At 58.9% G+C, this 26,786-nt stretch carries 20 protein-coding genes; 12 read left to right on the top strand and 8 right to left on the bottom strand.

Features of this window, described 5'->3' with window-relative positions; all coding sequences use genetic code 11:
- Positions 1–260 precede the first annotated feature (260 nt).
- The 3 genes from C7123_RS07550 to C7123_RS07540 all read left to right on the top strand — a co-directional run bounded on the left by C7123_RS07550 (position 261) and on the right by C7123_RS07540 (position 5,497).
- Positions 261–1,664 (top strand): alpha/beta hydrolase family protein, encoded by a 1,404-nt coding sequence (locus C7123_RS07550; RefSeq protein WP_069174616.1) that lies wholly within the window; start codon positions 261–263, stop codon positions 1,662–1,664.
- A gap of 150 nt (positions 1,665–1,814) precedes the next feature.
- Positions 1,815–2,774 carry a GSCFA domain-containing protein gene (locus tag C7123_RS07545; protein ID WP_069174615.1) on the top strand — a complete coding sequence of 320 codons (960 nt, stop codon included), beginning with the start codon at positions 1,815–1,817 and terminating at the stop codon, positions 2,772–2,774.
- 248 nt (positions 2,775–3,022) lie between these two features.
- Positions 3,023–5,497: a bifunctional UDP-N-acetylmuramoyl-tripeptide:D-alanyl-D-alanine ligase/alanine racemase gene (locus C7123_RS07540; RefSeq protein WP_069174614.1), complete on the top strand. Its 2,475-nt coding sequence runs from the start codon at positions 3,023–3,025 to the stop codon at positions 5,495–5,497.
- Between the two features lie 431 nt (positions 5,498–5,928).
- Here the strand turns inward: C7123_RS07540 and C7123_RS07535 are convergent, their stop codons facing one another.
- The 4 genes from C7123_RS07535 to C7123_RS07520 form a co-directional block, all read right to left on the bottom strand.
- A complete protein-coding gene (locus C7123_RS07535) occupies positions 5,929–6,621 on the bottom strand; it encodes a DUF421 domain-containing protein (protein ID WP_069174613.1) in 693 nt (230 codons plus the stop codon).
- A gap of 212 nt (positions 6,622–6,833) precedes the next feature.
- Positions 6,834–7,397 (bottom strand): DNA-3-methyladenine glycosylase I, encoded by a 564-nt coding sequence (locus tag C7123_RS07530; RefSeq protein ID WP_069176297.1) that lies wholly within the window; start codon positions 7,395–7,397, stop codon positions 6,834–6,836.
- Positions 7,398–7,439: 42 nt separating this feature from the next.
- Entirely contained in the window at positions 7,440–7,982 is a 543-nt protein-coding gene (locus C7123_RS07525; protein ID WP_083206765.1) for a helix-turn-helix domain-containing protein, read from the bottom strand.
- A gap of 575 nt (positions 7,983–8,557) precedes the next feature.
- Positions 8,558–9,577, bottom strand: a complete 1,020-nt coding sequence (locus C7123_RS07520) for a FecCD family ABC transporter permease (protein ID WP_069174612.1) — start codon at positions 9,575–9,577, stop codon at positions 8,558–8,560.
- 179 nt (positions 9,578–9,756) lie between these two features.
- On the opposite strand from C7123_RS07520, the gene C7123_RS07515 reads away from it, so the two are divergent.
- The 4 genes from C7123_RS07515 to C7123_RS07500 all read left to right on the top strand — a co-directional run bounded on the left by C7123_RS07515 (position 9,757) and on the right by C7123_RS07500 (position 14,849).
- Positions 9,757–10,854, top strand: a complete 1,098-nt coding sequence (locus C7123_RS07515; RefSeq protein WP_069176296.1) for a metallophosphoesterase — start codon at positions 9,757–9,759, stop codon at positions 10,852–10,854.
- On the top strand, positions 10,851–11,996 hold the full coding sequence (locus C7123_RS07510) for a metallophosphoesterase (protein ID WP_069174611.1): 1,146 nt from the start codon (positions 10,851–10,853) through the stop codon (positions 11,994–11,996). Before C7123_RS07515 ends, C7123_RS07510 begins: the two co-directional genes overlap by 4 nt.
- Before the next feature lie 45 nt (positions 11,997–12,041).
- On the top strand, positions 12,042–13,325 hold the full coding sequence (locus tag C7123_RS07505) for a hypothetical protein (RefSeq protein WP_083206764.1): 1,284 nt from the start codon (positions 12,042–12,044) through the stop codon (positions 13,323–13,325).
- Positions 13,326–13,928: 603 nt separating this feature from the next.
- The gene (locus C7123_RS07500) at positions 13,929–14,849 is read left to right on the top strand and encodes a DUF6261 family protein (RefSeq protein ID WP_069174609.1); all 921 of its coding nucleotides are present in this window, start codon (positions 13,929–13,931) and stop codon (positions 14,847–14,849) included.
- A gap of 162 nt (positions 14,850–15,011) precedes the next feature.
- Here C7123_RS07500 and C7123_RS07495 read toward each other — a convergent pair whose 3' ends face one another.
- Entirely contained in the window at positions 15,012–15,395 is a 384-nt protein-coding gene (locus tag C7123_RS07495) for an START-like domain-containing protein (RefSeq protein ID WP_037980652.1), read from the bottom strand.
- 208 nt (positions 15,396–15,603) lie between these two features.
- Here C7123_RS07495 and C7123_RS07490 point away from each other — a divergent pair, with 208 nt between their 5' ends.
- From C7123_RS07490 to C7123_RS07470, 5 genes are read left to right on the top strand one after another with little or no spacing between them, the layout of a single operon-like run.
- Entirely contained in the window at positions 15,604–18,441 is a 2,838-nt protein-coding gene (locus C7123_RS07490) for a trypsin-like serine protease (protein WP_069174608.1), read from the top strand.
- Positions 18,425–20,044: a glycosyltransferase gene (locus tag C7123_RS13355; protein ID WP_159049867.1), complete on the top strand. Its 1,620-nt coding sequence runs from the start codon at positions 18,425–18,427 to the stop codon at positions 20,042–20,044. Before C7123_RS07490 ends, C7123_RS13355 begins: the two co-directional genes overlap by 17 nt.
- Positions 20,041–20,757 (top strand): hypothetical protein, encoded by a 717-nt coding sequence (locus tag C7123_RS07480; RefSeq protein ID WP_069174607.1) that lies wholly within the window; start codon positions 20,041–20,043, stop codon positions 20,755–20,757. The genes C7123_RS13355 and C7123_RS07480 overlap by 4 nt, the downstream gene beginning before the upstream one ends.
- Positions 20,758–20,770: 13 nt before the next feature.
- Positions 20,771–21,853 carry a DegT/DnrJ/EryC1/StrS family aminotransferase gene (locus C7123_RS07475; RefSeq protein WP_069174606.1) on the top strand — a complete coding sequence of 361 codons (1,083 nt, stop codon included), beginning with the start codon at positions 20,771–20,773 and terminating at the stop codon, positions 21,851–21,853.
- A gap of 24 nt (positions 21,854–21,877) precedes the next feature.
- Entirely contained in the window at positions 21,878–22,258 is a 381-nt protein-coding gene (locus C7123_RS07470) for a RidA family protein (protein WP_037980662.1), read from the top strand.
- Between the two features lie 95 nt (positions 22,259–22,353).
- Here C7123_RS07470 and C7123_RS07465 read toward each other — a convergent pair whose 3' ends face one another.
- From C7123_RS07465 to C7123_RS07455, 3 genes are all read right to left on the bottom strand, one after another.
- A complete protein-coding gene (locus C7123_RS07465) occupies positions 22,354–22,905 on the bottom strand; it encodes a hypothetical protein (RefSeq protein ID WP_069174605.1) in 552 nt (183 codons plus the stop codon).
- Positions 22,906–23,083: 178 nt separating this feature from the next.
- Positions 23,084–25,345, bottom strand: coding sequence for a cation:proton antiporter domain-containing protein (locus C7123_RS07460; RefSeq protein ID WP_069174604.1), 2,262 nt, complete (start codon positions 25,343–25,345; stop codon positions 23,084–23,086).
- Between the two features lie 607 nt (positions 25,346–25,952).
- Complete coding sequence (locus C7123_RS07455; protein WP_159049866.1) at positions 25,953–26,699, bottom strand: hypothetical protein; 747 nt, start codon at positions 26,697–26,699, stop codon at positions 25,953–25,955.
- Positions 26,700–26,786: the final 87 nt, after the last annotated feature.

Raw genomic sequence — 26,786 nt, 5'->3', positions numbered from 1 at the left:
ACGCCCCTACCCTGACGGACGAATGGATGCCAGAGGATCGATTGGTAATCCCATTTTCCTAACGAAGGGATTCCGGAGGTTCATTCTTCATTCATCCTCTTTAGGGAATATTTGTGGGGCGTATGCCATACGCCCCTACCCTAACGGATGAAGGGGGGCCGGAGATTCGATTAGTAATCCCATTTTCCTAACGAAGGGACGCCGGAGGATCGATCGGCAATCCCATTCTATCAGCGATCACTTATTAATTGTTATACATCATGGCAAAATATCTCTACGTATGTATCATCGCGCTATGCATGACCTGCACAGCCGCTGCACAAAGCGTGACCGGCCGATGGGTCGGCAAGTTGCAAGTCTCCGGGGGACAGCTCACGCTTGTTCTTCGTATACAAGAAGTCGAAGGCGGTAAGCTATCGGCCTTCATGGATAGTCCCGATCAGGGAGCCTATGATATCCCCTGCGATTCGGTCGTCTACTCCGCGCCCCATTTGAAGGTCATCATCTCCTCCATTGGCGCTCGCTATGAGGCGACACTTGAGGACAATAGTCTCCGAGGCCAATTCATTCAGGGCGGAGCATCCTCTCCGCTTGTTCTTACGCCTTCCGCCGAGGAAGATCGATCGGCGCTCCACCCTCAGGAGCCTAAACCGCCGTATCCGTACCAGGTCGAAGAGGTTCGCTTTGTCAATTCAACCGATGGAGACACTTTGGCCGGGACACTCACGATGCCTACCACGCCGGGTCCGCACAGGGCCGTCGTTATGATTACCGGTAGTGGTCCGCAGAGCAGGGATGAGCCCATTATGAACCATCGACCTTTCCTGGTCTGGGCTGATGCCCTTACGCGGCTCGGAATAGCTGTCCTCCGCTACGACGACAGGGGCGTAGGCGCTTCTACGGGCAATTTCAACGAGGCGAGGACTACCGACCTTGCTCGCGACGTCGAAGCTGCAGTCGATTACCTCCGCTCACGAAAAGAAATTGACAATCAGCGGATCGGTCTGATTGGCCACAGCGAAGGCGGAATGATTGCGCCGATCGTAGCCGTAAGCCGACCGAAAGACGTGTCGTTTATCGTCCTCCTCGCGGCTCCTGGACTGCGAGGTGATAGCATCTTGCTCATGCAGAGCGAGGTGATCTCCCGACTTTCCCATACGCCTGACAGCATACGCGAAGCAACCGTGCAGCTGAACCGTTCGCTCTTCGCGCTGCTCGTGCCACCGACCACGGACGAGGAGGCGCTCCGTCAATCGCTGGCCGAGGTGCTCCGTGGCGCTTTCTTTGACGGACCGCTGGCTCCGCCCATGCCACACGAGCAAGTCGAGTTGGCTATCAATCAGGAGATGGAAATGCTAACTGCACCTTGGATGCGTGACTTCCTGCGCTATGACCCAGCCCCCATGCTTTCCCGCGTGCAATGTCCCGTGCTCGCCGTACAGGGAAGTGAAGATGTGCAGGTACCCGCCGCGGCAAATCTCCCCATCGTCGAGAAGGCTTTGACCCTTCACGGGAATAAGGCAGTTACCGTCAAGGAGTTCCCCGGGCTTAACCATATGCTCCAGCATTGCCAAACGTGTCTGCCAGATGAATACGGAGAGATCCGCGAGACGGTCTCGCCAGAAGTGTTGCAATTCGTCGGTGAGTGGATCATGAAGCGCTGAACTTCGTGTGGGCAATCGCCCGCACCAGATGATTGCCACGCGGCGCTTTAGTCGATAACTGATGCCGGTAGGGGAAAGGCCTTCGCCACCTCTATCGGCATTCATTCGGATCATTCGCAACCCCAAACTCTTTCCTATCGCTTATCCCCTATGAATTTCATTACCCCGATTCAGATTCCGCCGTCTACCATCCGCATCGGCTATGAGCATCGCACGATGATTTTTGGCTCCTGCTTTGCCGAGGCGATAGGTCAGCGGCTTTCCGATCTGCTATTCCCCGTTGACCTGAATCCCTTCGGCATACTTTATAATCCCGACTCCATCGCCGCGGCGATACGTCGCCTGATGGACGGCAACCTATTCACGGCCGACGAGCTTACCCGATACGATGATCTGTACCATAGCCTGCTGCATCATGGATCCTTCTCCGCACCTACGGCGGACGAGTGTCTTGAGCGAATCAATGCCCGCCTGAGCGCCGGAGCCGAATTCCTGGCTGCGGCCGATCGCATCATCGTCACCTTTGGCACATCCTACGTCTATCGGTGGAAGGGCACAGGCGCCGTGGTGGGCAACTGCCACAAGATGCCGGATAGCTATTTTCGTCGTGAACGGCTATCGGTGGATAAGGTGGTACACCGGTGGAACTTGCTTTTGGATAGCATGGTGCGCCGGCGACCCGAAGTGAAATGGATTTTCACAGTCAGCCCCGTCCGCCACTTGCGCGACGGCGCCCATGAGAACAACCTCAGCAAGTCCGTGCTTCATCTCATCATCGAGAAGCTCATCTCCCTTTACCCTACGATAGCCAACTACTTCCCGGCTTACGAACTGATGATGGACGAGCTAAGGGATTACCGATTCTATGCGGAAGACATGTGCCATCCGTCACCCGCCGCTATACATTATATTAGTGATCGATTCGAGTCGACGTATATGGACGCGAAGACAATCGCCTGGCTCCGACGCGCCGAGGCTCTGCACCGCGATCTGCAACACCGACCCATCCACCCGGACAGTGAGGCGCACCGTCGCTTTTTGGTGCAAACTAAGTTAAAGCTGAAGCAGCTACGGGCCGAATTGCCAACCCCGCCTACTTTTGCTCGATAGAAAACGTGCTTATGTGGTCTTCACCCCCGTCGGTCAGATGCGCTCCGAACCTTCTGCGGCCTATCGGTGTGCCTCAGTGATCGAGGAAACGAGGCGCCAAGACGGACTGCCGTCCCTCTGGGATAGGGCATCGGAATGCCTGACGGCTATCGCTGGCCCCGGGGGATATCCCGCCGTAAGTACATCTATGAATCGGGGGAACTGGCCCCTATAAATCAGCGGCTTCTGGCCGCAACTACCTGCTTATAATGAAGTACTCCATTCAAGAGATCGCTAAGATCATTCGTGCCACCCATCGCACACTGAACGACGGCGTCATTGAGCGCTTGCTCATCGATAGCCGTATGCTCTCCTTTCCGGAGACTACCCTCTTCTTTGCATTGAAAACCCGAACGAATGACGGCCATCGCTATCTCTTCGAGCTTTACCGCCTGGGCGTGCGCAGCTTTGTCGTCAACCATGAGCCTGCCGAAGCGCGCATGATGCCCGATGCCAACTTCCTGGTGGTTACCGACGTGCTCGCGGCGATGCAATCGCTGGCTGCCTACCATCGCAAAAGATTTCAAATACCGGTAATCGGCATCACCGGGAGCAACGGAAAAACAATTGTGAAGGAGTTGCTCTATCAGCTGCTGCATGCCGACTTTAATATCGTTCGCTCTCCCCGGAGTTACAACTCACAGATCGGGGCGCCGCTTTCGGTTTGGCAAATGGACGAACGACACACCTTAGGAATTTTTGAGGCAGGCATCTCGCAGCCGGACGAGATGGAAAAACTGCAGCGCATTATCCTCCCCACCATAGGAATCATCACCAACATCGGTGAGGCCCATCAGGAGAACTTCGCGTCTGCCACACAGAAGTGCTTAGAGAAACTATCCTTGTTCACCGATAGCGACGTGGTAATCTACAACGCTGACGACGACTTCATCGCATCCTCGCTGGATAAGGCTTACCTATCCCATAAAGCCGTCGGTTGGTCTCGGAGAGACTCGGAGGCTCCGCTCTACATTAAGTCTATCCAAAAAAAGGAATCGACGACCGAGCTCCGTTGCGAGATGCTAGACCGCGAGCATGTCTATGAGATACCGTTTACTGACGACGCATCCATCGAGGATGTTATTCACTGTATCGCCCTCATGCTCTACTTGAAGCCCACATCGCTGGAGAACAAGCAAATTTTCTCCGAGCTTGAGCCCGTGGCTATGCGTTTGGAAGTAAAGGAAGGCATCAATGGGTGTCAGCTCATCAATGACACCTATAACTCGGACATCAACTCTCTCGATATAGCTCTCGATTTCCAACTAAGTCGTCGCGCCGGTAAGCCACTTAAAACGACGATCGTTATCTCCGACATTCTCCAGTCGGGCATGCTACCTAAGACGCTCTATCGGAAGGTGGCCGAGCTACTGCGTCGGAAACACGTGGAGCGTATCATTGGCATCGGACGCGACCTAAAAGAATATGCTGCGGCCTTTGAAATACCCGAGAAGGAGTTCTACTTAACTACCGATGAGTTTATCCATTCACCCTCCATACGCTCATTTGATCACGAATTGGTATTGCTCAAGGGTTCGCGAGTGTTCCACTTCGAACGGATTACCGAGCTCCTGGAGAAAAAGGTTCACGAAACTGTTCTTGAGGTCAACCTCGACGCCGTGGTGCATAACTTCAACTATTTCCGTTCCCGACTCCGGAGAGAAACCAAAATGGTTTGCATGGTCAAAGCCTTTGGCTATGGTGCCGGAGCATACGAAGTGGCGCGCACTTTGCAAGAGCACCGGTGCGATTACTTGGCCGTAGCCGTTGCTGACGAGGGAGAGGCACTGCGGAAGGAAGGCATCACGATTCCCATTATGGTTATGGATCCGGAATTTAGTAGCTTCAACACCCTCTTTGAGTATAGGCTCGAGCCCGAGGTTTACAGTTTTAGACTGCTGGAGGCACTCATCCACGAAGCGGGAAGGCGCGGCATAACTTCTTACCCCATTCATATTAAGTTCGACACAGGCATGCATCGTCTCGGTTTCCAACCGGAGGATGTGCCCGCAATCTGTCAGCGCCTCTCTTCGCAAAGCGAATTGGCCGTGCGATCGACCTTCTCACATCTTGTGGGCAGTGACAGCGCCGAGCATGATGACTTCACGCGTCGCCAATTCCAACTGTTTACCGACGCCGCAAGCCAATTGGAACACGGATTGGGTTACTCCATCCTCCGCCACATCCTAAACTCAGCCGGTATTGAGCGTTTCGGAGAGCAGCAGATGGACATGGTGCGTCTCGGGATCTCACTCTACGGCATCAGCGCAACCGATCGCGACAGCCGTCGCCTACAGCCGGTCAGCTCGCTACGCACAACGATCCTCCAAATACAAATCGTCCCCGCCGGCGACTCGGTCGGATACGGTCGGCGCACCTACCTCCAGCGCCCGTCACGCATCGCCATCATTCCGATTGGCTATGCCGACGGCATGGACCGACACCTCGGCAATGGCGTTGGGCAAGTGCTGATAGGCGGACATCGCTGTCCGACGGTCGGGAACATCTGCATGGACCTCTGCATGATCGACGTCACCGATACGGACGCCAAAGAGGGAGACTCGGTGACTATCTTCGGGCCCGGCTTACCCGTATCGGAGATGGCCGAACGCCTCGGAACGATCCCCTACGAGGTACTCACCTCCATCTCGCCCCGCGTAAAACGCATCTATTATAAGGAGTAGCCAGACCGCCCGATAGGCCGCAGAAATTGCTGCGGGCTATCATCCGATGCGGCGGATAGGCCTTCTCTGGTTCGGATGGCTTTCGTCTGGTGCAGCGGATAGACGTTCCGTGGTTCGGAGGGCTTTCGTCTGGAGCGGCGGATAGGCATTCCGTGGTTCGGAGGACTTTCGTCTGGTGTAGTGGATAGGTCGCTGAAATGGCGGAGGGCTTTCGTCTGGTGTAGTGGATAGGTCGCTGAAATGGTGGAGGGTTTTCGTCTAGTGCGGTGGATAGGCTAACGGAATCGCTGAGGGTTTTCGGATCGACCGGCGGATAACGAAAAATGCCGAGCACATGCTTGCGGATATTTCCCGCGCATGCGCTCGGCATTCGTTTTTGGCAACCCCAGACTGAAGGGGGATGCACATAGCTTTCGATACGTCCCTACGGTTTAGTTCAGCACTTCGGAACCGATCTTCTCGACGCCAAACTCCTCTTCCCCACGCTTCACGTCCCCACTTTTAGCGACCAAGTAAAAACCGCGACCCGGAGTCCACTCCAAATAGAAAAGCTCAGACGGCCGCTTGTAGCCATAGGCGTGAATAACTTGTAACACCCACTCCTCCGTGCGATCGCAATGCACCAGCGAACTCTGTACGATTGCGCCGTTATTCACCAATAGGTACGAGGTAGTTGTATCGCCAATCCCGGGCACCGTGACTGCGCCATTCGTTTCAAAGCGTACGTCCTCCACGTCGAACATGCTAAAGATTCCTTTCTGCCGAAGCATTAGCCGGAATTGCTCCATTTCCAAACTGTTTCTCTTGAAGACTTTGAAGTTCAGTACGCCATTCTTCACCAGATAGACGCTGTCCCCTTTGATGAGTCTCCGCAATAGGGAAGAACGCATACAGAAGCGTATGAACAGGTTGAAGACAGTCCACACCGCTAATGCAAATAGGATATGCCAGACACTCATGTCAGGGTTATAGAGAACGCCGCCGACAAGCGCGCCGATCACGAATGCGCTCACCGTATCTAATGGCGTCAATTGCGCCATCTGTGCCTTACCCGCCACACGTAAAAACACCAATATGCCGACCATGCCGACAACCAATTTCGCTGCAATTGCAATATACTCCATTGTTCAGTGATAGATAAAATGAATAATGATTCGTATTCGCTGAGTGCGTCTACATGCCCGCAAAGATCGCTGTTGGGCTTCAGTCAGCCCAAACGCTTGGAGAAAATACCGTCTGCGAGGCTTCAGCCAGCCTAAGTGCTTGAGAAAAGCATCGTCTATGGGGATTCGGTCAGCCCGGATGCTTGGGAAAAGCATCATCCATGAAGATTCAGTCAGCCCGGATACTTGAAGGCACAATCCTCGATATGGTCGTTCACCAAGCCCGCGGATTGCATAAAGGCGTAGGCCACGGTTGTGCCGAAGAACTTGAATCCGCGACGTTTGAGCTCGGAGGCTATCGCGTCGGAAGTCTGATTGCTAGCCGGGACATCCTCCAGCTTGCGGGGATGGTTCACGCAAGGGCTCCCGCCGACAAAAGCCCAAATAAACTCGGAGAATGATCCGAATTCCTGTTGTATTTCCATAAATCGGGCGGCATTCTGAATGGTCGCCAAGATCTTCTGCCGGTTGCGGACGATCCGTGTGTCTTGCATGAGCGCCTCCACTTTCACATCGTCGTAAGTGGCGATAAGCCGATAGTCGAATCCGTCGAAAGCCGCGCGGAATCCCTCACGCTTGGCCAGAATCGTGTACCAACTCAACCCGGCTTGGAAACTCTCCAAAACAAGCAACTCGAACAATCGCCGATCGTCATGGATAGGCCTCCCCCATTCCTCGTCGTGATAGGCGCGATAAAGGGCATCCCGTTCGCACCAACTACATCGTTTCGCTGTCATCATCTGATTGCATCTAATTGTTTCGTTTCGGTTTCATCCCGCTTAACGGAAACGCCCCACATCATTCGGTTGGCGAATGGCGCGGCGCCGCTCTGAGGGCGAGCAATCATAGTCGCGCTGGTAAGCATAAAAGAGGTTGGGCGGCGTACCTACACCGCTCATTCGGGCAACCTCAGGGATAGACAGATTGGTGTACCGAAGCAATTCGTCGGCACGCTTCATTTGCCAAGAGAGACGATAGTCGGTGGCGTCCATACCGGTGAGGCAGAAGATCAGGCCATGCAAATAGGGAACGGTGAGTCCGTAGGATCTGCAAAAGTTACGCAGGCTAGACTTCCCCTCGTCCAAGTAATAGCGAAAAGCATCGAACATCTCCACCTGTGTGGACGTCCGGCGAGGCTTTATGGGATCGTAATGTATATCCCCGTCAGGATCGTATATCCGACGTTCGGAGAAAATGGTAATGTAGGTCTCATCGAAGTTGAATTGCGGTTCGACTCTCAGCGTTCGGATGTTCACATGGCGTGTCCTATACCTCTCCGACGATGAACTGTAGTCGTCCAGCGTATCGTTCTCGTATTCCATAATGGGTTGCGTTTACGTATAGTGGATATGAATAATGATTGTCTCTCTGAAGCTCGGGCTTCATTGGGTGCCAAAAATAAGTCTGACGTCCTATCAGGCAAGCGTTCCGATACTGTCCATAATGTGAGTTCGACAAAAGAATGAGACTCCCTTATTCATAGAGAATGTCTCTGATAGCATGTTGTAATGGCCAAAGTGCCTTTGGAAATGCTTGCAACAGTCTTGTAAGCGCCAAAATGGAGAAAAGCGCTCTTGCGGGACTCCCGCAAACGCCAAGGCAAACGCCGTGAGACTTGCGGGAGTACCCGCAAACGCCAAGGCAAACGCCGCGAGACTTGCGGGAGTACCCGCAAACACCAAAAAGTTCTCCGAAGCATTTGTCGCAGTGTTGTAGGCATTTCCAAAAACGTTTTGGCCAGGCTTCCGTAGAAACTCTCTGCTGGTTTTATTCTTACACCGAACTCACGTTTCATAGACTGCGAAGACGCATTCCACACTGCCCGAGATAGCCCCCAGAGCTCTGACGATAGCCCGCCAACATGTGCAGGCCGGAAATGGTCTCGACGCGCTTAGGGTCATATTCCACGGCGGCGCAGGATGACGTAGATAATCACCGGGGCACCGAAGATGGGCGTCACGGCATTCAGAGGGAAGACTGTGCCGGTGCCGGGGATGACGGTCAAGAGGTTGCAGAGCAGTGCCATTGCGGATCCGAGCAGCATCGTAACGGGCAGGAGCATGCGATGGTCAGCGCGGCCGAGCGTAAGACGCGCCACGTGTGGCACAGCCAAGCCGATAAACGATACGGGGCCACAAAAAGCGGTGGCAGTGGCCGTCAGCAACCCTGTGCAAAGCAGGATAAGAACGCGCGTCCGACGGATCTTAACGCCCAAGTTCGTGGCGTAACGTTCGCCAAGCAGCAGGGCGTTCAGGGGCTTCACAAGGAGCAGCGCGGCAATCAACCCACCCAAGGTGCAAAGCGCAAAGAAGGGCAGGCGGGTATTGGAGACGGAACCGAAATCGCCCATGCCCCACATGACGTAACCGCGGATGCGATCGGCCGAGGCGTAGAAGTTCAGGAGCGAGATCAGCGAGGAAGCGAGGTAGCCCACCATGATGCCGAGGATGAGGAGCATCACGTTGCCGCTCACCCGCGTAGAGAAATAGATGATCAGCGCCAACACGCAGCAAGCACCGGCAAAGGCTGCCAGAATGAGCGCCAAAGAACCACCGATGGCCGCCCCGCCCGTCGTCAGGCCGATGGTTCCGCCGAAGAATAGCATCACGACAGCCACACCGAGGTTGGCGCCGTCGCTGATGCCCAGGATCGAGGGGCCGGCCAGAGGGTTGCGGAAGAGCGTCTGTAGGAGCAGTCCGGCGGCGGCCAGAGAGGCGCCCACGAGAAGGGCCGTCGTGGCTTGTGGCAGGCGTGACTCGAGGACGATGGTGCTCCATGCCACCGGGTCTGAGGGCTGACCAAGCAGAATCCGGACGACGTCAATGGGCGGGATGGGCACAGTGCCGTAGGCCAGGCTGGCTATCCACAAGACGGCTACGAGTAGCCCGAGCAGGGCGAAGAGTAGGGATGATTTCATACGTGTAACGATTTTGTTAGGGCGGCCTCGTGCGAGGGGCGCCTGACGCTGCGCATCGGCTTAGGCGAAGCGGCGCCAAAGGTAGAGCCACAGCCGATTCATAAAACGGCTTCTCGTTTCGCGCCCTACCTTTGGCCCGTCATTCCAAACAACATCAAACACATAACAGAAAATACATGATGCCTTTTTTCCTCATCCTTATGCTGGCCGCCTACATCGGCGGCAACGCCTACATCTTCACGCGTGCCCTCCAAGCCTTACCGCCGATGCCCGCCATCTTTAAGTGGCTCTTCGGGCTGGCCTACTGGGGCTATGCGCTGTCTATCTTTTTGGTCTTCATCTTCCGTGCACGGGAGAGCGCCGATCCTTGGGGGCACTTCTTCTTTCAGGTCAGCACGGGCTGGCTCGTCTTTACGCTCTATATGGTGCTGGCGCTCGTCTGCTTCGACCTCTTCCGACTGCTTGTCCCCAGCTTCCGACACGGTTTCGCGTGCGCCCTGCTCGTTACGACTGGGGTGCTCGCCTACGGATACTACACCTATAAGCATCCTCAACTGCGCGAAGTAGACATCATCACAGACCGACTGCCCGCGGGATCGCTGGGCCTGAAGATCGTCGGCGTGAGCGACGTCCACTTGGGGCTCGGTACGACCCGCGACGATCTCAGTCGCTATGTGGATCTGATCAACGCCCAGCATCCGGACATCATTCTGATCAGTGGCGATCTGATCGATAACGACGTCCGACCGGTGGACGAGGCGGCCATGGACGAGGAGCTCAACCGTCTACATGCCACGTATGGCATCTACATGGTGCCGGGCAACCACGAATACCTCAGCGGAATCGATGCCTGCAAGCGCTTCATCCGCGGACGCACAAACATTCATCTGCTCATGGACTCCGTGGCTACCCTGCCCGACGGCATACGGATCGTGGGGCGAGACGACCGCACGAACACGGCGCGAAAGACACTGCCGGAGCTGATGAGCCGCATCGACACGGTGGTGCCCATCATCGTGCTCGACCATCAGCCGACCGACTTGACGCAGGCTGAACGCGCCGGGGTAGACCTGATCTTCTGCGGACATACGCATCACGGGCAGGTTTGGCCGCTGAACCTCGCCACCGATCGACTCTTCGATGTGGCCTATGGCTACACACGCCGCGGCCGGACGAACATCTATGTCTCCTCGGGCCTCTCGCTCTGGGGGCCGCCCTTCCGCATCGGCACACGCTCGGAGCTGGTTGTCTTCCGACTCATCCCCGCTGAGTTATGAGGGTCTTCCTGCAAGCGATCTTCGGGCAGCTGCTCTTCACCCTCTACATCTACCTCCGGGGGCGCGCTGTCTTGCCGAGGCGACGCCGATGGCGCCTCCTCTACACGCTCTTCTTTGCTGCCGAATGGGCCCTGTACTTCTTCGGCTACTTCACGCACTCGGAACTGCCGGACAGCGTCATGGTGCCGATCCTTATGATCTGTGGCACGTGGTACATCGCCTCCATTTATCTCGTCACCGGGCTACTCTTCTTCGATCTCTGCCGTTGGATCTACCGCCGTCGGCCGGGCTGGTTCCCCGCATGGATCACGGCGAACGCCCTCCAGCTGAGGCGTGGCGCCTACCTGCTGCTGGCCCTTTTCACGGTTGGGCTGATGATTCAAGGTTATCACAACGTCGAAGACCCCAGAGTGAAACACGTCCGGATCACCATCCCCAAGTCCACGCCCGGGCGCGACAGCCTGAAGGTGGTGCTGATGACGGACACCCACTTCGGCGAGTCGATCGGTAAGCGCAACGCCCAACGGTTCGTGACCCTCAGCAATGCCGAGCAGCCGGACATGGTCGTCATCGCTGGCGACGTGATCGACTACGAGCTGCGCATCGCCGCCCGCGAACACATCGAAGAGGATCTGCGTCGGCTCCGCGCCCCCTTGGGCGTCTACATCACGCTTGGCAACCATGAATATCGCGCCAACCGCATCGCCAAGCAGCGGTGGCTCCGACGCACGGGGGGGACGCTACTGATCGACTCCGTCGTGCAGCCCGACAGCACCTTCACCCTCATCGGCCGCGACGACTACACCAATCGCCATCGCGCCGCCCTGAGCCAACTCATGCGCGGGGTAGACACGAGCCGCCCCGTGATCGTGGCCGACCATCAGCCTAAGTTTCGCGAGGTGGTGATGAACGGCGCCGACCTCGGCCTCTTTGGCCACACCCACGCGGGGCAGATCTGGCCCTTCTCGTGGATCATTAAGCTGGCCTACAAACACACCTACGGATACTTCCGCGAGGGGCCTGCGCAGTTCTACATCTCGTCCGGCATCGGCTGCGCCGGTCCGCCCTATCGCATCGGCACCCGCTCCGAACTGGTGGTGCTGCATATCCGCTTTGAGAAGCCTGCCAGCCCCGGCCAATGAGTCGGGAGGCACGATGATGAGTGCCCCTTAAACGCCTCCCCCACGATGCGCAACAAACTGCTCCCCCTCCTGCTGCTGAGCCTGGCTACAACCATCGCCCATGCACAATCCGAAGGCCTGGCCGACAGCCTCGCAGCCGATCTCCGCATGATCCGTCAAGCCACTGCACGACACACGGCCCTCTGGGGCTTCGACCTCTATGGCCCACTCCTATTCATTGACCCCGAGACACGCGTGGCCTACGCCAACGAGCCGGACAGCGCGGGCTTGCTTCGGCCCTGCGGCTCCCTCTATGCGGGTCGCCTGCCGGAGGATGTCCTCACCGCCAACACCGCCACGAAGTGGGGCGGACGGACGTGGGCGATGATCCTCTTGCCTCTGCCCAAGGATTCGACAGATCGCACCGTCCTGTTGGCCCACGAGCTCTTCCACTGCGCCCAACCCCGACTGCACTTCACGGGTCATGGGGGCGACAACGGGCACCTCGACACGGAGAAGGGGCGCGTACTGATGCGACTCGAGCTGGAGGCGCTCCGAGATGCCCTCCGCGCCACCACGCCCGACGAGCGTCGCTCGCACCTCACCCATGCCCTCGCCTTCCGCACGGAGCGCCACCGACGTTTCCCCGGCGCCGCCGAGTCCGAACATGCCCTCGAGCGCAACGAGGGGCTGGCGGAATACACCGGCCAGACCGTGGCCAGCATGCCAGCCGACCTTGCCCAAGCCTATCTCATCGCGCGCATCGACGCCCTGCTCGGCAATCCCACCTTCGTCCGCTCGTTTGCTTACGCCACCCTGCCCGCTTACGGTCGGCTCGCCGCCGACGCTGCGCCCGATTGGCATCGCACCATCACGGACGAGACGCCCATCACGGACCATCTCGCCCGGCTCTTTGGCCTCACCCTGCCCGACAGCCTCCCCGCGTCATGGGTCGCGGCCTATCATGGCGACATCATCATCCGCCAAGAATCCGCTCGCGAAGCCGACCGGAAGTCGCTCACCGACAGCCTCCGCGCCAGCCTCGTGGACGGCCCACACCTGACCCTGCCCCTCCGCGCCATGCAGTTCTCCTTCAACCCGAACACCCTCATCTCGCTCGGCAGCACCTTGGGCACCGTCTATCCGCAGCTCCAGCTCACCGATCTCTGGGGCACCCTCGACGTAACGGACGGCGGCGCGCTGATCTCGCCCAGCTGGACGACCATCACCGTCCGTGCCCCACACACCACGAGCCCCACCGGCGCCGTCGGCTCCGGCTGGCGGCTGACGCTTGCTCCGGGCTACCAGATCGTCCGCCGCGCGAAGGATTACGCCGTAGAGAGGAAGTGACCGAACGCGCCCCCAATTGGCGGCCCGTTTTGCAGGCCAACACCCCGTCGAGGCCCAAAAGGCGGTCTGTTTTGCAGGCCAACACCCCGTCGAGGCCCAAAAGGCGGGCTGTTTTGCAGGCCAACACCCCGTCGGGGTCCAAAAGGCGGTCTGTTTTGTAGGCCAACACCCCGTCGGGGCCCAAAAGGCGGGCTGTTTTGTAGGCCAACACCCCGTCGGGGTCCAAAAGGCGGTCTGTTTTGTAGGCCAACACCCCGTCGAGGCCCAAAAGGCGGTCTGTTTTGCAGGCCAACACCCCGTCGGGGCCCAAAAGGTGGCCCGTTTTGCAGGCCAACACCCCGTCGGGGCCTAAAAGGCGGTCTGTTTTGCAGGCCAACACCCCGTCGGAGCCCAAAAGGCGGTCTGTTTTGCAGGCCAACACCCCGTCGGGGCCTAAAAAGTGCTGCCCGTTGTAGACTTCTTTACTTCTGCCTATACATTTGTCCCCCGTCGGACGGCGGAACTCTTTACTGGCGTCCGATGGGGAGGGCCAATCGGCGTCCGGCCTCATCCCATGAAGATAAAGAGCACATACAATCACCCTATCCCCCCTTTTCAAACAAAATGGCAAGGACAATCGAGATCAAAAAAATCGGAACGGATAAGCTGGATAACTCGCTCCATGTGCGTTACCACAGCGAACTCTATGGCATCGTCCATCGGTTCGATCTGACCAAAATCGGTCTCCCGAACGAGCTGATGAACGAATGGGATGGCGACCTCAAGGTGGAAGGCAACATCAACAAGGAAGCGCTGATGAATGTCAACACCGAACTCATGGACAAGAAAGATGTGGAGCGTGACAACCTGCTCACGTTCATCTTCAGCCTGATCCGTGACTATCGCCTCTCGCCCGAAGCAAGCGAAGCAGAAGCAGCCAAAATGCTTTACACCCTGATCCGCGCTTACGACCGTATACAGCAGAAGTCTAACGACCGCGAATCGGCTGACATCGATGGCTTAGTGACAGACTTCAGAAGCGAGAAATACGCTTCGCATGTGACCACCCTCCGGCTTACCAACGCCGTAAACAAGCTGGAGACGGTCAACAAGGAGTTTGACGCCTACGCCGCTAAACGCACTCAGGATCGCACCGCCTCCGCCAAGCTGCCCCCTGCACGCGTGGCACGCGCCAAGACGGACGAGGTGCTCGACCAAATCTTCTTCGTGCTCCAAAACGCCTACAGCTTCGGCAAGGCGCCCGTGGAGAAAGACCTCATCGCCACGATGGTCGACGAGATGAACACACGCACCAGTGAGCTGAACGAGGTCTATCGCCAAAGTCAGGCTCAGAAGAAGGCCGCTAAGCAGCCCAAGGATCCCAAGACGCCCAAGGAGCCTAAACAGCCCAAAGAGCCGAAGGAACCGAAGCAGCCAGACACGCCCAAGGACCCGAAGGATCCCAAACAGCCGGGCAAACCGGGCGAGAAGCCCAAACCCGGTGGCGACGACGGTGGCCCCGACATCCATCTGCCGGAGGAATGACGAAGAGGCGGCCAGGCACCGACGGGTGAGACCACTCACCGGGTGTTCTGGCCGCTTGCTATCGCTCCCGCTACGTGTCGCACGCAAAAAAGGAAGGCGCCTCCCCTCTGTTCGTTCCGAGGGTGAAGCGCCTTCCTTTCTTTATGGGGTGACTTCGGGGGGTCAGATGCCCAACGTGCGACGAAGCTCAGCCACTTGGGTGTCCCACAGCTCGATCGCGTCCGCCTTTTCGTCCGGCGTAGCGAAGTCGGTTATCTCGAGCGCCGTGGCGCCGGTCAGCTCAATGTGATGTATGATGAACTCGAAGTAGCTCGCCGCCTCCTCGTCGTCCACCCAATGGAAACGGATGCAGACCTCGGGCTCTAACTTGATGACGACCGCCTGCTCCTGCACTTTCCGCCAAGTGAAGGTGTAGGTCTGTGAATGGATATTGACGTCGTCAGCAAACCAGGACGAGAGTCCGCGCGGCGTAGTCAGATGATTCCACAAGCTGTGGTTCGACACCTTGTCGAAGATGTACTCGATATGGAACTTTTCCTTTTGCATACACATAACCTTTTGTTTTTGTGGGCGCAATATACGACAAGGCCTGCATTCCGCTCCGGGCTGCCTTGCGGCCACCTCCCCAAGTCCGACCGGCCGCGAGGCAGGACGGCCCACCCCCGGAGCGTCGGTTCACGGCCCCCCTCGATCGTCGAAATCGGCCTACTTTTGCGCCGCTCGCCTCCACTTGCGAGCCGTAACTATTGCTATTATGACTCCTATTCAATCAACGATCCTGCGCGCCGCACTGGCGGGGTGCCTGGCCTGGGGAATGGCCTGGGGCGCTAAGGCGCAGATAAGTCTGGGGGGCACACCTCCCAGCTTCCGCTATGAACAGACGCTGCGCAGTCGAGCCGCGGCCGAGAAGGTGGCCGTGAACTTCAGCATAGCCGACGAAAAGCTGGTCGGCAGCTGGCGCGAGAGCGAGGGATTGGCGCCGCGATGCGTCTCCCGACTCATCGACGTCAAGATGACCCCCCAGAACGCCGGCGCATGGACCACCCTCCCCGACGGCCAGACCATCTGGCAGCTGGAGATCGAGGCCGAGGGTGCACAGGCCCTGATGCTCTATTACGCCGACTTCCTCATCCCCGAAGGTGGGCGCCTCTACCTATATAATCAGGACAAATCGGAGCTGTTGGGGGCCTATACCCACGCCACCAACCCCGACGGCGGACGCTTCGCCACGAGTTTCATTTCGGGCGATGCCATCACGCTGGAATACGCTCCGGGCCCGGACGGCCGTCAGCCACGACTGGAGATCGAGGCCGTAGGGTATGGCTACAACCTGCCCGAGGGCGACCGTACGTGGCGACAAGGGGCGCAGCTCCGACGGACAGCGGCCTCGTGCGAGGTGAACGTGAACTGCTCCGAGGGCGACTCCTGGCAAAACGAGAAGCGGGGCGTCTGCCAAATGATCCAACGGATCAACGACCGTGGCTATGTCTGTACCGGCGCCCTGCTGAACAATACGGCTCAGGATCTGAAGCCCTACATCCTCACCGCCACCCATTGCGGACAAGATGCCACAGGCGTCAAGGCTACCGACGAGGAGCTGCGCCAGTGGCAGTTCATCTTCCATAAGGCGTACAGCACCTGCCGCAGCGACGGGCAAACGACGCCCACGCGCAGCATGGTGGGCTGCACCCGCCTGGCCTCCACGCCTACCCACGGCGGATCGGACGGACTCCTGCTGTTGCTCCGGCAGAGCATCCCGGAGGATTACAACGTCTACTATAACGGCTGGGATCGCAGCGAGCAGGCATCGGCCTGGGGCATCTCGCTCCATCATCCGCAAGGCGACTACATGAAGATCTCAACCTATACCCGCCCCCTAAGCTCGGCTACGTTCTACGGCGAGGGTAGCCTGGAAGGCGCACCGAATGCCCACTGGAACGCCGTCTTTGCCCAGACCGACAATGGCCACGGAGTGACCGAGGTGGGCTCGTCGGGTGCACCGCTCTTCAACAGCAGCCACCGCATCGTGGGTTCGCTGACGGGCGGTACGTCGGCGTGCACAAAGCCTGAGGGCGACAACCTCTATGGCAAGCTCAGCTATCACTGGAACAAACAGGCGGGCACAGACACGCATTTCGACCGTTTCCTCGACCCCACGAACAGCGGTGTGGAGGTGCTCGATGGACGTTATCACCGCAGCGCCAGTGCTCCGAGCGGATTGAAGGCTGTCATGGATAACGGACGCGTCCGCCTGACGTGGACAGCCCCGACTTCGGGCGCTCCCCGTACCTACTACATCTATCGCAACCAAACGAAGATCGGCGAGTCGACCACGACCTCCTACATCGATACGACACCGGGACAGGGGACGCTCGCCTACGCCGTGACCGCCGTCTATGCGTCCGGCAACGAGTCGAACGGCAGCACGACCCTCCTCGAACAGGTCGCCCTCAAGGCACCGACGAACGTGAAGGTGACACGCACCACCAATGGCCGGGCAGCCATCCTCTGGGAGGCTCCCGTGTACGAGCAATCCATCTACTGGGGCGGCTCGCGGGCACACTATCAGGTGAACGTGAACAATACCGGCGAGGCGCGTCCCTTCTATTTCGGCCAACGCTGGGAGCCTACGGACATTGCGCCCCTGAACCTCCGCACCATCACCGCCGTACGCTTCTCCCCCACACGCGGCAACACGTATGAAGTCTACATCTCACAAGGTCGCCGTGTCTACCGACAGGCTATCACGCAAGCCTTCACCTACGGCGTGACAAACACCGTGACGCTCACCACGCCTTTCACCATCGACGGTGCCGAAGCGCTCACGGTAGCCATCTATGTGGCCCACCTCACGGCCGACGCCACCAACTTCCCCGCCGTCTGTGACGAGGGCCCCGCCATCGATGGCAAGGGCGACCTCTACTCCTTCGACGGCCACGCTTGGGAACGTCTGCACACGGGCAAGGACGCAGCGAAATTCAACTACAACTTCTTCCTCTCCGCCGTGGTCAGCTCGCGCAGGGGAGTGCAGGAAGAATGCGGCACGAATGCAGACTGTCGTCGGGCACAAGTGCTCCCCCCGTCTGATGTTACGCCTCGCCTGCGCAGTGCACGGGTGGAGGACGTCAGCGAACGTGCAGCGCTGCGCAGTATGCAGCCCTATGCCTTCCCCGAGGTGACGGGTTACACCATCTATCGCGATCGCGCCAAGCTGGCCACCGTCGGCACCACACCGACGCGCTACACCGATCCCTCAACGCTGACGCGGACGGTGAACTATCAGGTGGCAGCTATCTATGGCCGCAATGAGAGCGAACCGAGCGCGGTCGTGTCCTTCACCCCGACGGCCAACGCCGAGGTGGATGCCGCTGAGCCAGCCATCTACCCAAATCCCTTCGGCGATCACCTCACCCTCAGTGCCCCCGAGCGCGTCAGCCAGATTGAGATCTTCGGCGCTGACGGCAGACTCCTCCTGAAGCAGGATCGCCCGGGCACGACGGTCGACACGCACACACTCCCCACGGGTGCCTGCCTGATTCGCCTCACGCTGAACGACAACTCGCAACGCACGCTCCGTGGCCTCAAGCATTGACGTGACGCTCACCCCCGACGCCGACGAGTCGCTGCGCCGCTTCGTCCATTCGCTGCCCGAGACCTTCGAGCAGGGCGGCCGGGTGATCTATCGCCAGCGTAACGAGATCCGTGTGTTTGACCTCCCGGACGGCCGCCAGATCAACGTGAAGCGTTATCGCGTGCCGCCCCTCCCCTTACGTTTCGTCTACACGTTCTTCCGTGCCCCCAAGGCTCGACGCGCCTACGACTATGCACTGCGCCTACGTCAGGCGGACATCGAGACGCCCACACCGCTGGCCTGCCTCATCGAACGGCAGGGCGGACTGCTCCGCCGCAGCTACTTCGTCAGCGAGCAAGTGCCCCACGACCGCAACTTCTACGAGTTCGGGCGCGGCGGCATCGACGGTCGGGAGGACATCCTCCGCGCCTTCGCCCGCTTCACAGCGCGGGTGCACGAGGCGGGGTTCCTGCACGCCGACTATTCGCCCGGCAACATCCTCTTCCGGAAAGGTGCCCAAGGCATAGACTTCTGTTTGGTCGACATCAACCGCATGCACTTTGGCCCCGTATCGGTGCGCAGTGGCTGCGAGAACTTCGCCCGACTGTGGGGCGGAGATGGGATGTTCTTCCTGTTGGCCAAAGTGTATGCCGAGGCACGCGGAGCAGACGAGGTGCAATGCACGGCGTGGATGCTCTCGGCCCGACGGGCCTTCTGGCGACGCTTCGCCCGCAAACGTCCGCTGCCTATCGCCCTGGATGATGTGGCGGCGGAGGGCCACCGGAAGAAGTTGTCCGTGATCCTTTCCACCTACAACCAGCCCGAGTGGCTCGAGAAAGTGCTCTGGGGTTACGAGGCGCAGACGGATCGGCGCTTCGAGGTGGTGATTGCCGACGACGGGTCGGACGACCGCACCCGAAGCCTAATCGAACGCATGCAGGGCGAGGTGACCTTCCCCATCCGCCACGTCTGGCACCCGGACAACGGCTTCCGCAAATGCGAGATCCTGAACCGAGCCATCGCAGAGGCCACGACGGGCTACCTGCTTTTCAGCGACGGCGACTGCATCCCGCGCTGCGACTTCGTGGCCATGCACCTCGCACGCCGTGCACCAGGACGCTTCCTCAGTGGCGGCTACCACAAGCTGCCGATGGCGACGTCGAAGGCTATTACCCGAGACGACATCCTCAGCGGCCGGTGCTTCCGCAGCCCGTGGCTCAAGTCGCACGGCATGCCGCGGTCGTTCAAGAACAACAAGCTCACCGCCTTCGGCCTCAAGGAGTCTCTGCTGAACACCTTCACCCCCACGCGCCCGACATGGAACGGGCACAACGCCTCGGGCTGGCTCCTCGACATCTTGGCTGCGAACGGTTTCGACGAACGCATGGCCTATGGCGGCGAGGACCGCGAGCTGGGCGAACGCCTCGAGAACGCAGGCATCCGTGGCCGACAGATCCGCTACTCCGCCATCTGCCTCCACCTCGACCATTCGCGCGGCTACGTCACACCCGACGCCCTCCGCTTCAACCATGCCCTGCGCCGCGAAACACGCACCCATCGCCTGACCCGCACACCCTTCGGCATCGTCAAGGAGGAGCAGCCGAAACAACAGCCAGAAGTATGAAGGAGGCACGTGTGCACAACTATCGGAAGGGGTGTGATAACGCCGGCGACACTGTCGCCAGGGCTACCATGGGGTGTGATAACGCCGGCGACACTGTCGCCAGGGCTACCATGGGGTGTGATAACGCCGGCGACACTGTCGCCAGGGCTACCATGGGGTGTGATAACGCCGGCGACACTGTCGCCGAGGCTACCATGGGGTGTGGTAACGCCGGCGACACTGTCGCCAGGGCTACCATGGGGTGTGATAACGTCGGCGACACTGTCGCCAGGGCTACCATGGGGTGTGGTGACGCCGGCGACACTGTCGCCAGGACCACCATGGGGTGTGATAACGCCGGCGACACTGTCGCCAGGGCCACCATGGGGTGTGGTAACGCCGGCAGACATTCTGCCGAGGCTATCATGGGGTGTGATGATGCCCGCAGACATTCTGCCGAAGCTATCATGGGGTGTGGTAACGTCGGCAGACATTCTGCCGAGGCCACCATGGGGTGTGGTGACGCCGGCGACACTGTCGCCAGGGCTACCATGGGGTGTGGTGACGCCGGCAGACATTCTGCCGAGGCTATCATGGGGTGTGATGACGCCGGCAGACATTCTGCCAAGGCTTCAGGTTACATGGAGCGCTCTCTTCGTCAAACAACAGGCGGACATATGAACCGCCCCGACATAGAACAATTCTCTAATTACTACCCGGCCAAAGGCCGATAACGATTCTGACAATATGATCCTATTCAACGAATTCAAGCGCGAATACGAGGCTATCCGCACCGAGATCGACGCGGCCCTGCGCCGTGTGCTCGACTCCGGCTGGTACATCCTCGGGAAAGAAGGCGAGGCCTTCGAACGTGAGTTTGCCGACTACCTCGGCGTCCGCCATTGTGTGGGTGTGGCCAACGGTACCGAGGCCATCGCTCTGGCCTTGCGCGGCATGGATATTGGCCCCGGCGACGAGGTGATCACCACCGACATGACCGCCTTCGCCACCGTCACCGGCATCGTACAAGCCGGCGCTACCCCGGTCGTCGTCGACATCCGTCCGGAAGATGGCCTCCTGGACGAACGCCTCATCGAGGCACAGATCACCCCACGCACCAAATGCCTCATCCCCGTCCACCTCTACGGGCAGAGCTGCGACATGGACGCCATCCTCCGTATCGCACGGGCGCACGGGCTGAAGGTGATGGAGGACTGTGCGCAAGCGGCAGGCACGACCTATCACGACCGTAAGGCGGGAGGCTGGGGCGACTGCGCCGCCTACTCCTTTTACCCCACCAAGAACCTCGGCGCCTATGGCGACGGCGGTGCGATCACAACCAACGACGACGCCACGGCCGAACGCCTCCGCTCGCTGCGTAACTACGGGCAGACGGTGCGCTATCATCACGACTACGAAGGCATCAACAGCCGGTTAGACGAGATGCAGGCGGCCATCCTGCGCGTCAAACTGCGCCACCTCGACACTTGGAACGTCCGTAGGCGCACCATTGCAGCACGCTACCGTGCCGGACTGACGGCTGTGGAATGCCTTACGGAGCATGCGTACGGTCTGCCGAACTACCACCTCTTTGTCGTCCGGGCCAAGGACCGCACCGCACTCTCCGAGCGACTGGCACAAGAGGGTGTCGGCACACTCATCCACTACCCAGTTCCCATCCGTCGACAACGTGCCTACCACGGCCCATGCAAGGACGTGCCCCGTACCCCGACCGACGACTTCGCCGACGCGATCCTCAGCCTACCGATGTATCCTACCCTCACCGACGAGGAGGTGGACGCTGTGATTCGCGCCGTCAACCAGGCATAAATTCATCCCTAACCCTATACTGAAATGAAAAGAGTAATTGCAACCAACCAAGCGCCCGCGGCCATTGGGCCCTACAGTCAGGCTGTAGAGGCGGGCAACCTGCTGTTTGTGTCCGGTCAGCTGGGCCTCGACCCGGCTACGGGCGATTTTGTACCGGGCGGTGTCCGCGAACAGGCCGAACAGGCCTTCCGTAACCTCCGCGCCATCCTCACCGAAGCCGGATACACGCTGGCAGACGTGGTGAAGGCCACCGTCTTTCTGGTCGACATGAACGACTTCGCCGTCGTCAACGAGGTCTACGCCGCGCAGTTTGCCGGCATGGATTGTCCCGCACGGTCGGCCATCGACGTGTGCAAGTTGCCGAAGGGCGGTCTCGTGGAGATTGAGGTCATTGCCGCGCACTGATCCCGCTCTCGCTGCGTCCGACAGCACAGAAGAAGGGGGTATGTCCCAATGAAGGACATACCCCCTTTCGCGTCTGTAGACTGAGGTCGAAACGGTCAGAACTCCAGCTCCAACCCGATCATTAGCTCTTCGGGATCGAAGCGTATACCGAAGCCGTCTTGCCCGAGGCCTGGTTCTTCACCGGAGAAGTAGCCACTGCGGTAGCCGAGAAAACCGAAGCGAAGGCAGAGGCACAGTCCCTCGGTCAGATCGACACAGCCACCGGGGCGGATACCGACCTCAAAGCCGTTGCGACGCTCCACCGATCCGCCCTTGCGCTCCTCGGCAAAGTTGACTCCCGCGCCGCCATCCATGAACAGGTTGAAAGGCCCCCGATGCATGTAGTAGCAGCGCACGAAAGGGGAGATCTTGAAGGCATTCTCTACGCTGCGAGCAGGGCCTTCGCCTGCCGACCCGTGCTCATAGCCGAGAAGGAGGCCTGTGCCCCAGGTGTCGTTGAAGAGATAGCCGATCTCGGGGCTAAAGTCGAAGGTGGTCGTTCGCTCCTTCGTGTTGCGCCAATAGGTCAGTGCACCACCGGCGAAAATCCGCCCTTCGTGGTCGTGATCATGCGCCTCTGTGGGGCGCCCAAGCTGCGCGTGCGCCACCGAAGGGGTGACGAGGGCCAGTAGGACAAGCAGCCCTACGAGGCACGTCGGCCGACGGCCGAGACGAGTAGTAGTTTTCGTTCTTTCATCATGTGTGTAGTATAAAATGGGTTTGATTCTTCTGGGTGAGTGAGGAGGGGGCTGTCGGGCAGCCGATCTAATCACAGACAATTCGCCATCACAACGTCTTGCCCTCGCTCAGCTGGATGGCTTTCTCGTGTTCGCCCACGATCCAGACGATGTCGCCCGGCTCGAAGACGGTGGAGGGCGGCGGATTCTTGAGCGACGTGTCGCCGCGCTCGATACCGATCACGAGGCACTGCGATTTGTCGCGGATGCCGGACTCACGGATCGAGCGGCCCACCAGTCGCGAGCCCTCCACGACGATGAACTGCTCGATGTTCATCTCCTTCCGCTTCTGTTTACGGCGTGCCTCGGCGGCCTTGTTGTAGCGGTCGGTCACGTATTGCAGGAAGCGCTGGATGTCGGCGTCGGAACCGACCACGACCACCTTGTCCGACGGGTAGAGGCGCTCTTCACCGCCGGGGATATTGATCCGCCGACCGCCGCGAATGATGGTCACCACGTTCACGTTGCACTTCCGACGAAAGTCCAGCTCTTTCAGCGTCAGCCCTACGCTGGGCGAGTCGGGGCGGATCTCAATATCCGTCAGGTGGAGGTCGCGCTCCAGGAGATGGTTGGCAAAGTCACGCCGCACGGGTGCACGCCGATCCTTCTCGGCCTCACGCGCCGAGAGGTTGCTGACGAAATGTTGCTCGATGAGGATCGACCGTGCCTGGACGCCCTTCGAAAACAGGATGACGAGCACAACGCCCACCGTGATCGCGGCCTCCCACAGCGGATTGATGTGCAGCAGCATGGCCGTAGGCACCTGCACCAAGGCCAGCGCCAGGACAATGCGCAGCGCAATGAGCGAAACGAGCGGGCCACGGTTGTATTTGTTGTCGCTCCAGAGCCGCTGGAAGGCCTCGGAGCGATTCTTCTTCATCATAATGGCCCGCAGCAGCGGCGCCATGAGCAGGAGCAGCGCCACAAGCGATACCAGTCGGCCGTTGAGCCCCGGGAGCAGGCGGCAGATGAGCGGCACGGCGAATTGCAGCCAGACGAAGAGCAGCACAAGCGTCACGGCCAAGTAAACGCCCACAAACCGACTGACGGCGCGCAGGAACTGTCGCCATTCGCTCTGCTGGCGGATGGTGTTCGAGCCCGATGCGTAGCGGTCCAAGAAGCGGATCCAGCTGGCGGGCAGGCCGCGCTCCAGGCGGGCATAAGCCGGATCGGCCAGGCGGATCATGTAGGGCGTGAAGAAGGTGGTGACCACGGAAACGGCCACGATGATGGGGTACATATAGGGCTGCATCACCTTCAGCGCTATGCCTTGCGAGGCGAGGATGAAGGCGAACTCACCGATCTGCGTCAACGAGAAACCGCTCTGGATGGCCGTCTTGAGCGGCCGGCCCGAGAGCAGCACACCGCACGTGCCAAACAGCAGCTGCCCGACCATGACGACCGCCGTGAGGATGGCCACGTACCATTTATATTCCCACAAGACCTCGAGGTCGATCAGCATGCCCACGGAGACGAAGAAGATGGCCCCGAAGAGGTCTTTCACCGGCTTGACCAGCCCCTCGATATGCTCCGCCTCGACCGTTTCGGCCAGGATGGCGCCCATCATGAACGCTCCCAGGGCCGACGAGAAGCCCATCGCGTTGGCGATGTACACCAGCCCGAAGCAAAGCCCGATGCTGACGATGAGCAGCATCTCGTCGGTCAGGTATTTCCGTATCGCCCGGAGGATCGTGGGGATGAAATAGATGCCAAACACGAAGCAGCCTACCAGGAAAAGCACCAGTCGGCCGATGTTCATCAGCAGCTCCTCGCCCTCGAACGAGCGGCTGACGGCCAGCGTGGAGAGCAACACGAGCATGAGCACGGCGAAGATGTCTTCCACGATGAGGATACCGAACACGACGCCCGTAAACTGTCGGCTGCGCAGCCCCATCTCGTCGAAGGCTTTGAAGATGATCGTCGTGGACGACATGGACAGCATGGCGCCGAGGAAGATGCAGTTCATCCGATCCAGCCCGAGGGCCGAGCCGACCGTGTAGCCGACGAACATCATGCCGATGAGCACCGTGGCGGCGCCCACCGTGGCCGTACCCCCGACTTTCATCAGCTTCTTGACGCTGAAGTCGAGCCCGAGGTTGAAGAGCAGGAAGATGACGCCGATCTCGCCCCATGTGTCGATGCTCGAGACCTCGCGCACCGTCGGCAGTACCTTGACGGCCGGCCCCGCCAGCACGCCCGCCAACAGGTAGCCCAATACGAGCGGCTGTTTGAGCCATTTGAAAAGCAGGGTGGTCAGGCCCGCAGCAATGAGAATAACGACCAAATCGACAATAAGCGCAGGTAAATGCATAGGGTTCGGAGTCAAATTCTAATGTACGGGCGCAAAGTTAGGGCGAATCGGGGGTGCGAGCGGTGTCTTTAGGTGTGTTTTTGGGTCTGTTCACGGCCAAAAACGGCGTCTGCGGTTCATTTCTCGGGCTGTTGGGGGCCAAAATCCGGCCTGTGGGGGCGTTTCTTCTTTGCTGTATATCTAACATGTTGCGCGTCTTATCTCTCATACATTAAGCAATACACCAACTATCTACCATCTCATTCACACCTCCACCTCGCGAATCTATACCCTGTATCGCTGCTCACCTCTCCGCTTTATTCAAAACAGCCAACTACCTACTGAGGCACACCTCCGATCCCATTCAAAAGCACAAACTTGTTTATGAATTACACACCGCGCCGCAATCAAGACCATTATTCACTTACATTTTATGCCTTTGATCGCAATCAAAAGCTATTTCGAGTTACATGATTATGCCTTTGATCTTATTCAAAAGCACTTTCGAGTTACATGTTAGACCTATTTATCACGATCAACGAACCGAACCAGTAAAAATATAGGGCTACCGCCCGAAGACGATAGCCCTAAAATGATACGTCGATCCAGGATCGCGCATAGGGTGCTTTTATTTCAACTCAAAGGTTTGCAGGATGCGCTGCCCCGTGATGGCTTGCTCGCCATCGTTTCCCTCCTCGCGACTGAACGCAAGCAGGTAAGCCTTTCCGTTGATGACCCACACGTAAAGCTCGTTCGTAGTCACAATATCCAACGCAGGTCGCTGCGTATAGACCAATCGGCGCCCCACGTGACCGGCCCACTCGACGCGCTCATTCTTTGTCACCTGAACTTGCAGGAGTTTGACGGCCTCCTCGACGTAGCTATCGGCATCGTATTTCCCGCTGGGGAGTACCTCCACGACGAGCGACACATTCTCGCGGAACCGATCCCCGTCGCTCTCTGCCGGGGCATAGAGATAAAAGACAGCGTTCTCGATCTCGGGCTGCAGCGTCCAGTCGCTCGGATACCGGATGGAGAAATCGGCACGATCGATCGTCTGCCACGCCGCAGAGTCAGCGTATTGTCGCGCAGCCTCACGGGCCGCCAGATCCTCTTTATCTATCCGCGCCTGTCCGCCGCATGCAGACAAGCAGATGGCCAGAACAGCCACATTCAGTATCGGGGCTAACACCCGGAATTTGGGCGTAAACCCATGTAGCAACGCGCCCGGGACGCCGTTTTTGGGTGTGAACAGACCAAGCAACACGCCCAAGACGCCGTTTTTAGGTGTGAACCAACCGAGCAATGCGCCCAGGACGCCGTTTTGGGGTGTGAACAGACCAAGCAACGGCCTGGGGAGAGGGTTTTCAGACATAATCATGAAGAAAAAAGGGGTGAAAAAAAGCGAGGCGGCCGGGCCCTTCACGGGTGCGCGCCGCCTCTAATTCTTTTAGAAAACGAG

Source organism: Tannerella serpentiformis, assembly GCF_003033925.1.
Lineage (GTDB): Bacteria > Bacteroidota > Bacteroidia > Bacteroidales > Tannerellaceae > Tannerella > Tannerella serpentiformis.
The sequence above is the reverse complement of the archived record's forward strand: the minus strand, read 5'-3'. Positions and strand labels throughout refer to the sequence as shown.